Raw genomic sequence first — 14,610 nt, 5'->3', positions numbered from 1 at the left:
ATATGCAAAAAGAACCTGACGGAAAGGCTCTGAGTAAATTTATACCTCATGGAGAACGTGTAATGAATAAGGTAAATCAGGCTTTTAGGAAAACAAAATCTGCGGCATTAGTCATCGCTGCAATTATCTCTTCTCAGGCACATGCTGCCGAAACTAATTTCTCTGAAACAAAGAGTACACCTACAGATACTATTGTGGTTACAGCATCAGGTTTCCAGCAACGTATTCAAGACTCGGCGGCGTCTATTTCTGTGGTAACCCGCGAGCAAATCGAAAATAAAGCCTATACCGATATTACCGATGCGCTGAAAGATGTTCCCGGCGTCGTGGTAACAGGCGGCGGCAGCCACAGCGATATCAGTATTCGTGGGATGGCGGCGAAATACACCTTAATTCTGGTGGATGGTAAACGTGTGGATACCCGTGGGACACGGCCAAACAGTGATGGTTCAGGTATCGAGCAAGGCTGGTTGCCACCACTGGCTGCCATTGAGCGCATTGAGGTGGTTCGCGGGCCGATGTCCTCACTATATGGCTCGGATGCTATGGGCGGCGTGATTAACGTGATCACTCGCAAAGTGGGTAAAGAGTGGCACGGAACAGTGCGCGCTGATGCCACTTTGCAGGAAGACTCTAAATCCGGTGATATATTCCAGACTAATGCCTATGCCTCCGGCCCATTAATTGATGGCTTACTGGGATTAAAAGTTAGCGGCCTGCTCTCTCATCGTAGCGAAGATAAAATCGTCGATGGTTATAATGAGCAGCGCCTAAGAAATGGTGCGGCGACATTTACCCTGACACCCGACGATAAAAATGAATTTGATTTTGATATTGGCCACTATGTGCAAGACCGTAATTCAACGGCAGGGCGCTCAGTGGCATTAAATGGTAAAAGTAGTGATGTGCAGTATGACCGCAATAATTATGCGATTACTCATCACGGCTATTATGATTTTGGTAACTCAACCAGCTATGTTCAGCGCGATGAAACCCGTAATCCATCACGGGAAATGAAAAGTGTCGATAATATCTTTAATACCCAGACCTCATTCCTGCTGGATAATCACACCCTTATTCTGGGCGGTCAATATCGCTATGAAGAGCTAAATGACACCGGTAACCAATTAGCCTCGGCCAAAGATTTAACCAAATTAACCCGCTGGAGCTGGGCACTGTTTGCTGAAGATGAGTGGCAGATGACCAATGATTTCGCTCTGACCGGCGGCGTTCGCATGGATCAGGATGAAAACTATGGCACCCACTGGACGCCACGGTTATACGGCGTTTGGCATTTGGCAGAGCAATGGACATTAAAGGGTGGGGTATCGGGAGGTTATCGTTCACCGGATCTACGTCAGGCCACCGAAAACTGGGGGCAGATCACCGGGGGCCGTGGCGATCCAGCCATTATTATCGGTAATGCCAACCTGAAACCAGAACGCAGCATCAGTCAGGAGATAGGTATTCTCTGGGATGATCAGGAGGGTATGAATGCGGGTGTGACGCTGTTTAATACTGATTTCAAAGATAAAATTACCGAGGTGCGCCGTTGCACCGACACCACAGGTAAGGCGTCGGGTCAATGTATGATCAATGGCGCCTCATATAAATTTATCAGTGACCGCACCAACGTCGACAAAGCCATTACTCGTGGTGTGGAAGCCACTTTCGGTTGGGATATTAACCAAGAGTGGTCACTGACCTCCAACTACACCTTTACCCAATCTGAACAGAAGAGCGGGCAGTTTGCCGGCCAACCACTGAATCAGATGCCGAAACACATGCTAAATGGCACCCTAAACTGGCAGGCAAGTGAAGCGCTGGCAACCTGGGTGCGCGCTAACTACCGAGGTAAAACCTCTGAGTACCTCAATCGCACCAGTATCGGCGGCAGTACGCCATCCTATACATTTGTCGATTTAGGCGCTAACTATCAGCTCACGAAAGAGTTCCGCCTAATGGGTGGGGTCTATAACGTACTGGATAAACGTGTGGATATTGAAGTAAATGACAAGGTGTTGGATGGTCGTCGGTATATGGTGGGGGCCAGCTACGATTTCTAATCCTCTTCGTCCTTGAAGCCGCAGGGGTGTTAGCTGCGCTCACTTACCCGAATCACTTACTTGAGTAAGCTCATCGGGATGTGTTCGCTTACCCCTGCTTATTTAACTTATGCCAATATCAATCACTTTTTGGAATGCCGCACGCTGTGTCAGGCTTTGATACCAGCGCTGTAAGTGTGGCAATTCAGGGCGGGGAATTGACAGATTAAACCAGCCATAGGCCAGACACCCGAGCGGGATATCGCCAATACCAAATTTATCGCCGGAGAGATAAGCTTGCTTAGCAAGGGCGCTATCGGCAATCGCCATTAACTTATTCAGCTGTTCCATGCCCTGAGCTATCTTGGCTTTATCCTGCTGCTCCGGCGGGGTCCGCACCAACCCGATAAACACTGCGCTAAAGGGCGCTGCGATACTGGAAGTCACCCAATCCATCCATTTCTCTGCACTCGCTCGTTGCTGTGCATCAGAGAGATAAAGCGTGTTCTCACCATATTGAGCAGCTAAATATCGCACGATGGTATTAGATTCCCACAGAATAAAATCGCCATCTTGCAGGCAGGGGATCAAGCCATTGGGGTTCATTGCGCGATAAAGTGGCTCATTCAACTGACCATATTGGCCGCCGACATCAATTCGCTCATAGCTAAGCGCCAACTCTTCCAAACACCAAAGCACTTTTTTGACATTACTCGAGTTATTCCGACCCCAGACAGTTAGCATGTAACCCCCTATATTTGTTTGAAATATTGTCTATCTCTTGTGTTGCCAATGGTGGATATTCCAGTCATGCAAAATCGCTAAATCCACCAATTCATTGCCAGGATTGATCACTGTGGCGTGGTCAACATACTCCAACAGCGGTTTGTCATTGATCGAATCACTGTAACCATAGGTATGGGCAAAATCTAACTGCGGCGATGCCGACAGCCACTGTTTTAGCCGCTCGACTTTACCTTCGCGATAAGTCAGGGTGCCATAGGTTTTGCCGGTATAGCGGTTATCTTCCACCGCAACCCCAATAGATAGGGCGGCATTGGCGGCGAAATGCTGTGCAATGGGCGTCACCAAATGCTCGCCAGTGGCTGAGATAATCACGATGTAATCACCGCGATTACGATGCCAGGCCAGCATTTTTCGGGCTTGCGGGTAGATGCGCGGCAGAATATCGCGCTCGATAAAATGCTCAACCCAACCGGCAACTTCCGTCGTCTGCCGCCCAACCAAGGGGGAGAGTGTCGACTCCATGTAACAGGACATCGATAGCTCACCCTGATAATACTGTTTCATTAAATACTGTTCTTGTTCTGCCAGCGCAACGGGCGCAAGCCCCTTATCAACCAACCAGCGCAACCATAGGCCAGAACTGTCATCGCTAATCAGTGTTTCGTCGAGATCAAACAGGGCTAAGTCCATTAAGTCTCCTCCAGGCAGACAGAAAGGTTGACGTAAAACTTAATCGTGCATGTGCTGGACATCAGAAATTCCCAACCGGAATCAGGGGTATTCATAGCCTAAGCTAATACTTTCTACCCAAACATGAAAGGAGATCAGATTAGCCAGCCAATAAGACAGCTTAATGATCGTGAAGAGTGCGAGCGGTGATCAGTAATGAAAGAAATAACATAGAACGGATTGATATTGGTGCGCTGCTGAATTTCGGTGTTAATTGTTTATATCGTTTAGGTATAAATTGTTAAGTATCTAGTCGAGAACGCTCTTAAAACTGCTTTTTACACTCAATACAACATGTGATGAATGCGGTTTGCTACTAAACGCCTAAGGGCCAAAGAGAGTGTTGTCGTCTGTCTGCTTTCACCCCACAGCTCAGGAGCTGATTATGCTGATTCTTCGTTTATATGGTTGTCCAGTTTTCATTGGTTCTGAGCAGAAAAAACAGCCAATTGAACACTCTGGAGTGAAAAATGAGCCACCAAAAATTAAGCAATCCACGATTCGTTAATCCATCCGCCGCCAATGTGGCATCGGCCACCACACTGCCTTTATTGGATCTCTCCTTGCTGAATGGCAGTGAAACTGAGCGCCAGGCATTCTTAGTCGCCCTACGCCATGCGGCACGGGATATCGGATTCTTCTATCTCACCGGACATGGCATTGACCCCGCGTTATTACAGCAAATCCAAACCCTGTCGCGTAAATTCTTTGCGCTGCCCGATGAAGAGAAACTGGCGGTTGCCATGGTGCACTCCCCCCATTTTCGCGGCTATAACCGTGCCGCCGCTGAACTCACTCGTGGTCAGCCCGATTGGCGCGAACAGTTTGATATTGGTGCCGAAAGAGCCCCTCTGCCACAAACATCGGGCGCCCCTAGTTGGGCACAGCTGCAAGGCCCCAATCAGTGGCCAGCCAACTTACCTGAATTAAGACCCGCGTTACTGCAATGGCAGCGGGAAATGACCGGCATGGCGCTGCGCTTGTTGCGGGCTTTCGCGCTGGCATTAAATCTGGATGAGAATGCGTTTGATGAGCTGTATGGCGATAAGCCCAATGAACACATCAAACTGATCCGCTATCCGGGGCGTGAAACCACCCACAGCGGACAGGGCGTAGGCGCCCATAAAGACTCAGGTTTCCTCAGTTTCTTGCTACAAGACCAGCAACGTGGTTTGCAAGTTGAAGTGGAAGAGGGGCGCTGGATTGATGCCGTTCCGCAGCAAGGTACTTTTGTGGTCAATATCGGTGAGCTATTAGAGCTGGCCAGTAATGGTTACCTACGTGCCACAGTACATCGGGTAGAAACACCGCCAGCCGGTGCGGATCGTCTCTCTATCGCATTTTTCCTCGGCGCACGTCTGGATGCCGTGGTGCCACTGTATCAATTGCCGGCCGCGCTAGCGGCTGAAGCGCGCGGGCCAGCCAGTGATCCGCACAATCCGCTGTTTCGTGATGTGGGGCTTAATTATCTGAAAGGACGGCTGCGCTCTCACCCTGATGTTGCTAAAAAGCACTACCCTGGCGTGATCGCGCCATCAGAAGCAGCCAATACAACCTATTGATAGTCAATGATAAAAACTTAATTTTTGGGATAATAATGATGAAAAAAACAGTGATGACAAAAACACGCGTTTCTGGCTGGGTTAGTGCGGCACTGCTGACGGCTCTGGCAGCGACTTTCACGCTATCGGCACAAGCTGCCGAGGCACTGCGCGTCGCGGCAGATCCAGTACCTCATGCAGAAATATTGCAATTTGTGCAAAAACTGGACCCGTCACTGAATCTGAAAGTTATTGAGATCCCCAATGGTGTGAACTCCAATGAGTTGTTGGCCCACGGGGATGTTGATGCCAACTACTTCCAGCATGTGCCCTATTTGCGCTCTCAAGAGCAGGCGCTAGGGCAGAAATTTGCCGTCGCCGCGACCGTGCATATCGAGCCGTTGGGGGTCTATTCCCACAAACACAAAACTTTTGCTGATGTGCCGGATAAAGGCAGTGTGGCGGTGCCAAATAACGTCACCAATCTCAGCCGTGCGCTCTATTTATTGCAAGATCAGGGGCTGATTACACTAAAACCGGGCTTTACTGATCCGGCGAAAAATCAGGCGACACCGAAAGATATCGCGAGCAATCCAAAACAGCTGAAAATTTTGGAAATCGAGTCACCGCAGATCCCACGTTCACTGGATGATGTTGATTTAGCGGTCATCAACGGCAACTATGCGCTGGAAGCCGGGCTGAACCCAGCAAAAGATGCATTGGGTCTGGAGAAAGCCGCCGGTAACCCGTATGCCAATATTCTGGTCACCACGCCAGCGCTGGCAAATGACCCGCGGATCTTACAGTTGGCGAAAGATTTGCAGTCACCGGAAGTGGCGAAATTTATCACTGAAAAATACGCAGGTTCAGTCATCCCGGTGGCAGGCAATAGATCATGATTAGCATCGAACGCCTGAGTAAAACCTATCCGCAAGGAGGGCTGCCGATGGTGGCCCTGACGGAGGTCTCGCTTGAGATCCCCACCGGCTCGGTGTTCGGTATTATTGGCCGCAGCGGTGCGGGCAAAAGCACCTTAATCCGCTGTTTGAACCTACTGGAGCGGCCCACTTCGGGCCGTATTCAGGTGGATGGCCGTGAGTTAACCACTCTTTCTGAGCGAGAATTGCGCCTGCAACGGCAGAATATCGGTATGATTTTTCAGAATTTCCATCTACTTCACTCACGTAATGTGCGCGACAACATTGCGGTGGGTTTGGAAATTATTGGTATGCCCAAGCCGCAGCGCCAGCAACGTGTCGCCGAGTTATTGGCGTTAGTTGGGTTGAGCGACAAGGCCGATGCATTCCCCTCGCAGCTATCGGGTGGGCAAAAACAGCGCGTCGGCATTGCAAGGGCGCTGGCGGCTAAACCGGCCTATCTGCTATCTGATGAAGCCACCAGTGCTCTTGACCCAGAAACCACCGCATCAATATTGGCGCTGCTGCGCGATATTAACCGCCAACTGGGGTTAACCATCGTGCTGATCACCCATGAGCTGGACGTGGTGAAATCCATCTGTGATAACGCCGCCTTACTTGAGCGCGGACGGGTGGTGGAGACCGGTATTATTGCGGATTTACTGGCTTCCCCTCATTCGCGTCTGGGGCGTTCATTGCTACCGACCTGCGGCCCGACCTCTCTATCCGGCACGCCAGTTGCGGAGCTAACCTTCTTCGATACTCTATCGGCGTCGCCGGTACTCAGTGAGCTGGCGCAGCAACATGCGGTTGGGGTCACACTGTTGGGCGGTGGTGTGGAGTCCATTGGTGGTCAACGGGTTGGCCGCTTACAGGTTGATTTCAGCCACCCAGACGGCGGGTTAAATTTAGCTGAAATATTACAATTTCTTAATGAGCGCGGTGTGAGGGCTGAACTGATATGAACAGTGGCATGAGTTGGCAGGATCTGCTGGCATTGGTGACGAATGCTACCGGCGAAACCATTTATATGGTGGTGATCGCTACCTTTTTCACCGTCTTGATTGGGCTGCCATTAGGTGTTTTGCTATTTGTTTCGCGTCCGAATGGTGTTTTACCTGCGCCTCGGCTGAATACGTTTATTGGTGCCATTGTGAATCTGGGGCGTTCGATGCCCTTTGTGGTGCTGTTGATTGCATTAATTCCGATTACGCGCTGGATTATCGGCACCACCTTGGGCAGCACTGCGGCAATTGTTCCCATCACGTTAGGCGCTATTCCATTCTTTGCCCGAGTGGTAGAGGCGGCCTTGGATGAAGTCGATAAAGGGCGGATCGAAGCGATTTTATCAATGGGCGGCTCAGCCAGACATGTGATTCAAAAAGTGTTATTACCGGAAGCGCTACCTGCCTTATTGGCCGGAATGACCTTAACTGTCGTGATGCTGGTGGGATTCTCATCCATGGCGGGTGTTATTGGTGGCGGCGGACTGGGTGATCTGGCTATTCGTTATGGTTATCAACGCTTTAATAATGAAGTGATGGTCGCGACATTAATCATTCTGGTGATTTTGGTGCAAGGTGTACAAAGCCTGGGTGATAAATGGGTCAGGTCTCTGGCGCATCGGCGGTAACATTTTTTGCCGTTTTTTGCTCATCTGCACTACCCACTCTTCTCTTTTTTCTCTTGATCTGTTCTTGACGTTCTCTTTTTTGCCTATCAAAATGATAGGTATAAAAGAGGGGGGTGATTGAATGGAATCTAATACACCTTTGTGCTATCAGGGCATGGCTATCAGTGAGTTTCCGCTTAGCCCTATTTCAGTACGTAAAATAGTGAATGATTTGGCGACGAATCATACCAGTCGTATTCGGATGAGCACACATGCCAAACAAAGGATCGCTGAACGGCGCATAACACTGCGGCAAATTTTATCTGTTTTTGCCAGCAAGCACAGTCGGTTTACCGAAGCACCACACCAAACTGCGGCTGGCGATTGGAAGTTTAACTTGCAAGGTATCGCTGCTGGAGATGTGATCGAGGTGGTTACTGTACTGAAACGGCATGAAAACGATCCTACTCTGTTCGTTATCACGGTCATGATTAAGTAAGGGAGAGAAAGTCATGCATCACTATACGGAGAGCGGCTTAACAACAGTGTGGTTGGCTAATGGCTATCAATGTGACGTTATTGATGGCGAGCATTTTACCAGTATTGATGATGTTGATGGTTTGCATCGTCTGATTGGTAAAATATTAGTTAACCGCTGTAGTCCACTACTTGCCGACGAAATCCGTTTTATACGTATTGAAATGAATATGTCGCAAAAATCACTTGCGGCACTACTGGGGGTGGATGTCCAAACGATTGCTCGCTGGGAAAAGGGGCAGAGCAGCTTGCCACGCACCGCTGATGTCGCTCTGCGCGCGCTTTATGTGGAGTCGATTGATGAAGCCAGTGATGTGGGGCATTTTTTGCGTATATTGGCAGATTCTGAAGTCCAGCAATCGATGGAAAAACTGATTTTTGAAGAGCGCGGGCATGTCTGGCAAAGGGCGGTTTAGTGCTTGTTGCTGCTGGGATAACGATAGGCGTGAATATCACACCTATCGTATTTATCTGATTTAAAGCTCGCCGTTCAGCGCTTGCGCTAAGTCAGCTATCAAATCTTCGGTATCCTCAATGCCCACGGATAAGCGCAGTAATTGCGGAGTGATGCCGTGTTTTAAGCGGGTTTCCAGCGGAATTGAGGCGTGGGTCATGCTATATGGCTGGCTGATTAAGCTTTCGACGCCACCGAGGCTTTCGGCTAGGGTAAACAGATGTGAGCGCTTAATCACTGCGCGGGCGTAGCTGTCATCCCCCTTCAGTCGCACCGAAATCATGCCACCAAAACCGGCCATCTGTTTGGTTGCCAGCGCGTGCTGTGAGTGACTTTTTAGCCCCGGATAGTAGACATTTTCCACTTGCGGCTGCTGTTCAAGCCATTCGGCGATGCGCTGCGCACTGTGGTTATGTCGCGCCATCCGCAGTGCCAGGGTGCGTAAGCCCCGTAGTGTCAGGAAACTGCTGAAGGGGTCTAAAATCCCGCCAATGGCGTTATGCAAAAAGCCCAATTGCTCCGCCAGTTCAGGGTTGTTGCCCACCGCCGCGACTCCGGCGACCACATCAGAGTGACCATTAAGGTATTTGGTTGCTGAATGCACCACAATATCAAAACCGAGTTCCAGCGGGCGTTGAATGTAAGGTGAGGCAAAGGTGTTATCGGCCACACTGATGAGTTGGTGCTTTTTGGCAATCGCCGCAATGGCCGCTAAATCAGCCAGTTTTAGCAGCGGATTGGTTGGCGTCTCCACCCAGATCATTTTGGTATCGGGCTGAATCGCGTGCTCCAGCGCGGCGGTATCCGCAGGGGAGACATAAGTCACCCGCAAACCGGCGGTGCGGCTGCGAACCTTCTCCAACAGGCGATAAGTACCGCCATATAAATCATCAACCGCAATGATATGACTACCCTGATCCAGCAGTTCAAGCACTGTTGAGCAGGCCGCCAGGCCAGAAGCGAAAGCATAGCCACGAATGCCGCCCTCCAGCTCGGCAATGGCCTGCTCTAGCGCGGTGCGAGTGGGGTTGCCACTGCGGGAGTATTCATAGCCGGTATGTTCGCCGGGGGCTGGTTGCGCAAAAGTGGAGGTTGCATAAATAGCGGGCATCACTGCGCCAGTGCTGTCTGGGGTGTAACCGGCGTGGACGGTCAGGGTATCAAACTTTGCCATGATAAAAATCCTTAATATGAGAAAATTAAACCAGCTTTTGACGCCAGGTATTCAAAACATCAGTGCGGGTAATCAGGCCGAGGAAGCGCTCGCCATCCAACACCACCGCGACATGACCATCATTAAACGTGGCCAGCAGAGAGCGGAAATCCGCCTCTTTTTGTAACGTGTTGACCTGACGGGTCATCGCGCTACTGGTGGGTAATTTGAAATGGCTGGCATCGGCTTGCACCGCATTCAGCAGATCCCACTCGTCGATTAAACCAACCACTTTTTCCCCGTCTAACACCGGCAACTGCGAAATGTCATATAAGCGCATTCGGGCATGGGCGACCGACAGCGTATCTTGCGGCGAGACAGAAACTGTTGCGCCATCCTGATGGCTATAGGTGATGAAATCCCGTAAATCGCCATGCTGCGGCTTGCTCAGTAGACCCTGCTCCAGTAACCAGTAGTCGTTGAACATTTTTGACAGATATTTATTACCGCTGTCACAGACAAAAGTGACCACCCGTTTGGGGCTGGTTTGCTCACGGCAGTAGCGCAATGCCGCGGCCAGCAGGGTGCCGGTGGAGGAGCCTGCCAGTACCCCCTCTTCCCGCAATAGGGTGCGGGCGGTGCTGAAGGCTTCGGCATCATCGATGCGGTAGGATTTTTTTACCTGAGAAAAGTTGCTCAGTGGCGGGATAAAATCTTCCCCAATGCCCTCAACCAGCCAGCTGCCCGCATCGCCAATCTGCGAACTGTCGACATAATCGGCTAAAATAGATCCGGCGGGATCAGCCAGGACAAACTCCGTCGTCGGCGAGAGATCCGCGAAATATTGGCTTAGGCCACTGAGTGTGCCGCTGGAGCCGACGCCCACCACGATGGCATCAATCTGTTCGCCCATCTGCTGCCACAGCTCTGGGCCGGTGGATCTCCGGTGCGCGGCAGGATTGGCCGGATTGTTGAATTGGTCAATATAGAGAGCGCCGGGGGTCTCCTGCGCCAGTCGCAGCGCATAATCCTGATAATAAGCCGGATGGCCTTTACCCACATCCGAACGCGTCAGTAGCACTTGAGCGCCCAAGGCCCGCAGGTGGAAAATCTTCTCCTGACTCATCTTATCCGGCACCACCAAAACCAGCTTGTAGCCCTTCAGCGCGGCAACCAGCGCCAGCCCGAGGCCAGTATTGCCAGCGGTTGCTTCAATAATGGTGCCACCGGGCGGCAACAAACCATCTTGTTCCGCCTGCTCAATCATGGAGAGCGCGACGCGGTCTTTAATCGAGCCGCCGGGGTTTTGATTTTCCAGCTTCACAAACAGTTGGCACGGGCCGGTATCAAAGCGGGTTAGCTCCAGCAGAGGGGTGTGGCCGATAAGATCAAGCACCGAGCGAGGAATAGCCATTTTTTTCTCCAATAAAAGGTGCTTCAAAAAATGAATTAACTGAGTGAGTTGGTTAGCAACCTATTGGCTGAATCATAGCGCCAGCAGCTTAGGCACTAAAAAGAACAAATAACCTGTCTTTATTCCTTTTTGGAATATATTTATTGATTTTTAGACGCTTAGGTGTCGGGACGTTCAGATAGGGAGATGTTTAGCCGTATAGCCATCAAAAATAAGTAAAACGGGGGTCTTTACAAAACAAAAGGTAAAACTACGCCCAATTGACACGGCAATGGGATAAATTTAGAAAAGGTACTGAAGTGTGACTAAACTAATGGTTCAGTATCAGTAGAAAGACGTTATTTTTTCGCTAATTGGACCGTGGTACTTTCTGGAAACACCACTTATTTCCGATTATTTGCAAGGATACTCTGGCGACCTCATGATGAAATTTATCCTCCCTTTAAAGATAAAAAAATTTACCTTCAGTGCCGGTTTATTGCTCCTGGCGCTGCCCACAGCGCACGCGGCTGATGATCCGGCGGTTCCTCCGGTCGATGCCAAAGCCTATGTATTGATGGATTACAACAGTGGAAAAGTGCTGGCTGAAGCTAACGGTGACCAGCGCCTTGATCCCGCCAGTTTGACAAAAATTATGTCCAGCTATGTGATTGGACAGGCAATTAAAGCCGGTAAAGTGCATCCAGATGATTTAGTGACAGTGGGGAAAGATGCCTGGGCCACCGGTAATCCGGCGCTGCGCGGCTCTTCACTGATGTTTTTGAAACCGGGCGATCAGGTGAAATTGTCCGATTTGAATAAAGGCATTGTTATTCAGTCAGGTAACGATGCCAGTATCGCGCTGGCAGATTATGTGGCTGGTAGTCAGGACAGTTTTGTTGGTTTGATGAATAATTACGCCAAAGCGCTGGGGCTGACGAATACTAACTTTATGACAGTGCATGGCCTTGATGCGCCGGGGCAGTACAGTACCGCTCGTGATATGGCGGTGCTGGGGCAGGCATTGATTCGCGACGTGCCAGAAGAGTACGCGCTACATAAAGAGAAGGAATTTACCTTTAATATGATTCGACAGATTAACCGTAACCGTCTGTTATGGAATACAAATCTCAATGTTGATGGTATGAAAACCGGCTTTACTACTGGTGCGGGGCATAACCTGGTGGCTTCTGCCACCGATGGGCCGATGCGTTTGATCTCGGTGGTATTGGGTGCGCCCAGTGATCGGGTTCGATTCAGTGAAAGTGAAAAGCTGCTGAGTTGGGGGTTCCGTTTCTATGAAACTGTGGTGCCGATTAAAACCACGAAACCTTTTGTGACGCAGAAAGTCTGGTTTGGTGATACCGGTCAGGCAGAGCTTGGTGTCGCAGAAGATGCGGCTATCACCATCCCGAAAGGGCAGATGAAGAACCTGAAAGCCAGTTACAAGCTGGATCAGACTGAACTGCGCGCGCCACTGACGAAGCATCAAGTGGTCGGCACTATTGATTTTCAGCTTAATGGCAAAACCATTGAGCAGCGCCCGCTGGTGGTGCTAAATGAAGTCAAAGAGGGCGGTTTCTTTAGCCGCATGTGGGACTTTGTGATGATGAAGTTCAGCCAGTGGTTTGGCGGTATTTTCGGTTAATTTCAGGTCACTGATAAATAAGGAAAATGTAGGCTGCTGACAAAGTCAAATGAAGGGGGATCGTGCCGTTGGGGTCGTAGTGGCGTGAGCCACCGAAGTGCCCCTGGGTGCGGTAAACCCTTCACTCACTGGGCTATCAGCAGCTTGGTCATTAACCTCAATGGCTACTTTTCAGTAGCCATTTCAAACCATTAACAAAGCTGATTGGCGGGGAGATGTGCCGAATGGGCCACTACTTATTTAAAATACAAGTGGCGTAAGCCGTCGGAGTACCCATCGGTGTAGTCGCCCCGTCGCTCCCGAGCGATAAAATAGGTTTGCCAGTAACCTCAGTTTACTCTCGATGCGGCAATCACTCAGTTACAGGCAACAACCTTGATTGCCAGCCCACCACGGGAGGTTTCGCGGTATTTTGCGTTCATATCCTTGCCGGTTTCATACATCGTTTCGATGACTTTATCCAGGCAGACACTGGGTTCGCTAGTGCGGCGCAGCGCCATGCGGGCAGAGTTGACGGCTTGTACCGCGGAGATCGCGTTGCGCTCAATGCAAGGCACTTGAACTTGCCCGGCAACCGGGTCACAAGTCAGCCCCAGATTGTGCTCCATGGCGATTTCAGCGGCGATACAGACCTGAGCAGGGCTACCGCCCATCAATTCAGCCAAGCCGGCTGCGGCCATTGAGCAGGCAACCCCCACTTCCCCCTGACATCCCACTTCAGCGCCAGAAATGGATGCGTTCATTTTATACAGCGCACCAATCACACCAGACACCAGAAAATAGCGGCTGTAGGAGTTCTCATTCACCGGGCGAATAAACTTATCGTAGTACGCCAGTACTGCAGGAATAATGCCGCATGCGCCATTGGTCGGTGCCGTGACAACCCGCCCACCGGCTGCATTCTCTTCGTTGACGGCCAGCGCATACATATTGATCCAATCGACAACCATCATCGGGTCGGCATTATGCTTGTCGGTGGTGACCAACATACGGCGTAATGCTGCGGCACGACGTGGCACTCTCATTGGGCCAGGTAACAGACCTTCAGTGTTAATACCGCGCTCAATACCGGCGCACATGACCTGCCAAATAGCGGCAAAGTGTGCGCTTATTTCGGCTTTACTGTGCAACGCCAGCTCATTTTGCATCACTAAACCGGACAGTGATAAACCAGTATCTTTACAGTGTTTTTGCAAGTCACGGGCAGAGTTGAACGGGTAGGGCACCGAAACCGCGTGACCATCTTGCTGAGCAAAGTGGGCTTCATCGACAATAAAGCCACCGCCGATGGAGTAGTAGGTTTTACTGAAAAGTGTCTCATCACCGGCATGTGCCGTGATGGACATGCCATTTTCATGCAGTGGCAAATTGGTTTCGTGGAAGTTCATCCCACCCTGGGCAGGAAAATCAACTTCGTGGCTGCCATTGGCTAACAGCAGGCGCTGACGCAGTTCTACATCGCGGATGAAACCGGCGATGGCATCAATATCAACGGTATCGGGCAGATTACCCGCTAAACCCATAATAATGGCGATATCAGTATGATGACCTTTACCGGTCAGAGAGAGTGAACCGTAAACATCCACAGTGATTCGCGTGACGGCAGAAAGATGCCCCAGTGTGATTAAATCATCGGTAAACAGCTTGCCAGCCTTCATCGGGCCGACGGTATGGGAGCTGGAAGGACCAATACCAATCTTGAAAATGTCAAAAACGCTGACCATATATTAGCCTCTTAAAGGTTCTAATTATTAATTCGCTTACAAAGCCGTGGAATAAGAAGCCGACGCGGACGCACCGGCTTTTGAAACGATTACTGCGTTAGATAGGCTGG

The 14,610-nt window shown here is 50.5% G+C and carries 13 protein-coding genes; 8 read left to right on the top strand and 5 right to left on the bottom strand.

What is annotated here, in order from left to right:
• The first annotated feature begins 62 nt into the window (after positions 1 to 62).
• Positions 63 to 2,066: a ligand-gated channel protein gene (locus tag HRK25_RS18620; protein WP_005274535.1), complete on the top strand. Its 2,004-nt coding sequence runs from the start codon at positions 63 to 65 to the stop codon at positions 2,064 to 2,066.
• Positions 2,067 to 2,168: 102 nt separating this feature from the next.
• On the opposite strand, the gene HRK25_RS18615 is transcribed toward HRK25_RS18620, so the two are convergent.
• Together HRK25_RS18615 and HRK25_RS18610 are read right to left on the bottom strand one after the other, a co-directional pair.
• Positions 2,169 to 2,789 carry a glutathione S-transferase gene (locus HRK25_RS18615; RefSeq protein WP_032898252.1) on the bottom strand — a complete coding sequence of 207 codons (621 nt, stop codon included), beginning with the start codon at positions 2,787 to 2,789 and terminating at the stop codon, positions 2,169 to 2,171.
• Between the two features lie 30 nt (positions 2,790 to 2,819).
• Positions 2,820 to 3,482, bottom strand: a complete 663-nt coding sequence (locus tag HRK25_RS18610; RefSeq protein ID WP_005276200.1) for an HAD family hydrolase — start codon at positions 3,480 to 3,482, stop codon at positions 2,820 to 2,822.
• 509 nt (positions 3,483 to 3,991) lie between these two features.
• On the opposite strand from HRK25_RS18610, the gene HRK25_RS18605 reads away from it, so the two are divergent.
• The 6 genes from HRK25_RS18605 to HRK25_RS18580 all read left to right on the top strand — a co-directional run bounded on the left by HRK25_RS18605 (position 3,992) and on the right by HRK25_RS18580 (position 8,544).
• Entirely contained in the window at positions 3,992 to 5,083 is a 1,092-nt protein-coding gene (locus HRK25_RS18605; protein ID WP_032898254.1) for an isopenicillin N synthase family dioxygenase, read from the top strand.
• Between the two features lie 53 nt (positions 5,084 to 5,136).
• Positions 5,137 to 5,961, top strand: a complete 825-nt coding sequence (locus HRK25_RS18600) for a MetQ/NlpA family ABC transporter substrate-binding protein (RefSeq protein ID WP_032898274.1) — start codon at positions 5,137 to 5,139, stop codon at positions 5,959 to 5,961.
• Entirely contained in the window at positions 5,958 to 6,944 is a 987-nt protein-coding gene (locus HRK25_RS18595) for a methionine ABC transporter ATP-binding protein (RefSeq protein WP_032898256.1), read from the top strand. Before HRK25_RS18600 ends, HRK25_RS18595 begins: the two co-directional genes overlap by 4 nt.
• A complete protein-coding gene (locus tag HRK25_RS18590; RefSeq protein ID WP_032898258.1) occupies positions 6,941 to 7,612 on the top strand; it encodes a methionine ABC transporter permease in 672 nt (223 codons plus the stop codon). Before HRK25_RS18595 ends, HRK25_RS18590 begins: the two co-directional genes overlap by 4 nt.
• A 121-nt stretch (positions 7,613 to 7,733) precedes the next feature.
• A complete protein-coding gene (locus HRK25_RS18585; protein WP_005276218.1) occupies positions 7,734 to 8,090 on the top strand; it encodes a DUF4258 domain-containing protein in 357 nt (118 codons plus the stop codon).
• A gap of 13 nt (positions 8,091 to 8,103) precedes the next feature.
• On the top strand, positions 8,104 to 8,544 hold the full coding sequence (locus HRK25_RS18580; RefSeq protein WP_032898259.1) for a helix-turn-helix domain-containing protein: 441 nt from the start codon (positions 8,104 to 8,106) through the stop codon (positions 8,542 to 8,544).
• 60 nt (positions 8,545 to 8,604) lie between these two features.
• Here the strand turns inward: HRK25_RS18580 and HRK25_RS18575 are convergent, their stop codons facing one another.
• Both HRK25_RS18575 and HRK25_RS18570 read right to left on the bottom strand, forming a co-directional pair.
• On the bottom strand, positions 8,605 to 9,756 hold the full coding sequence (locus HRK25_RS18575) for a trans-sulfuration enzyme family protein (protein WP_005276225.1): 1,152 nt from the start codon (positions 9,754 to 9,756) through the stop codon (positions 8,605 to 8,607).
• Between the two features lie 25 nt (positions 9,757 to 9,781).
• The gene (locus HRK25_RS18570; protein ID WP_032898260.1) at positions 9,782 to 11,149 is read right to left on the bottom strand and encodes a pyridoxal-phosphate dependent enzyme; all 1,368 of its coding nucleotides are present in this window, start codon (positions 11,147 to 11,149) and stop codon (positions 9,782 to 9,784) included.
• A gap of 421 nt (positions 11,150 to 11,570) precedes the next feature.
• On the opposite strand from HRK25_RS18570, the gene HRK25_RS18565 reads away from it, so the two are divergent.
• Positions 11,571 to 12,776: a serine hydrolase gene (locus HRK25_RS18565; protein ID WP_005276231.1), complete on the top strand. Its 1,206-nt coding sequence runs from the start codon at positions 11,571 to 11,573 to the stop codon at positions 12,774 to 12,776.
• A 356-nt stretch (positions 12,777 to 13,132) separates the two neighbouring features.
• Here the strand turns inward: HRK25_RS18565 and HRK25_RS18560 are convergent, their stop codons facing one another.
• Positions 13,133 to 14,500: an L-serine ammonia-lyase gene (locus HRK25_RS18560; RefSeq protein ID WP_005276234.1), complete on the bottom strand. Its 1,368-nt coding sequence runs from the start codon at positions 14,498 to 14,500 to the stop codon at positions 13,133 to 13,135.
• Positions 14,501 to 14,610: the final 110 nt, after the last annotated feature.

Origin of the sequence: Yersinia bercovieri ATCC 43970, assembly GCF_013282745.1 — a bacterium.
GTDB lineage: Bacteria > Pseudomonadota > Gammaproteobacteria > Enterobacterales > Enterobacteriaceae > Yersinia > Yersinia bercovieri.
Note: the sequence above shows the minus strand (reverse complement) of the source record. Positions and strands in the feature narration are given on the sequence as shown.

Coding starts and splice junctions, on each gene's coding strand:
- HRK25_RS18610 (WP_005276200.1), bottom strand. CDS start 3,482: ATGGACTTAGCCCTGTTTGATCTCGACGAAACACTGATTAGCGATGAC.
- HRK25_RS18590 (WP_032898258.1), top strand. CDS start 6,941: ATGAACAGTGGCATGAGTTGGCAGGATCTGCTGGCATTGGTGACGAAT.
- HRK25_RS18570 (WP_032898260.1), bottom strand. CDS start 11,149: ATGGCTATTCCTCGCTCGGTGCTTGATCTTATCGGCCACACCCCTCTG.
- HRK25_RS18595 (WP_032898256.1), top strand. CDS start 5,958: ATGATTAGCATCGAACGCCTGAGTAAAACCTATCCGCAAGGAGGGCTG.
- HRK25_RS18605 (WP_032898254.1), top strand. CDS start 3,992: ATGAGCCACCAAAAATTAAGCAATCCACGATTCGTTAATCCATCCGCC.
- HRK25_RS18575 (WP_005276225.1), bottom strand. CDS start 9,756: ATGGCAAAGTTTGATACCCTGACCGTCCACGCCGGTTACACCCCAGAC.
- HRK25_RS18600 (WP_032898274.1), top strand. CDS start 5,137: ATGACAAAAACACGCGTTTCTGGCTGGGTTAGTGCGGCACTGCTGACG.
- HRK25_RS18615 (WP_032898252.1), bottom strand. CDS start 2,789: ATGCTAACTGTCTGGGGTCGGAATAACTCGAGTAATGTCAAAAAAGTG.
- HRK25_RS18560 (WP_005276234.1), bottom strand. CDS start 14,500: ATGGTCAGCGTTTTTGACATTTTCAAGATTGGTATTGGTCCTTCCAGC.
- HRK25_RS18580 (WP_032898259.1), top strand. CDS start 8,104: ATGCATCACTATACGGAGAGCGGCTTAACAACAGTGTGGTTGGCTAAT.
- HRK25_RS18565 (WP_005276231.1), top strand. CDS start 11,571: ATGATGAAATTTATCCTCCCTTTAAAGATAAAAAAATTTACCTTCAGT.
- HRK25_RS18620 (WP_005274535.1), top strand. CDS start 63: ATGAATAAGGTAAATCAGGCTTTTAGGAAAACAAAATCTGCGGCATTA.
- HRK25_RS18585 (WP_005276218.1), top strand. CDS start 7,734: ATGGAATCTAATACACCTTTGTGCTATCAGGGCATGGCTATCAGTGAG.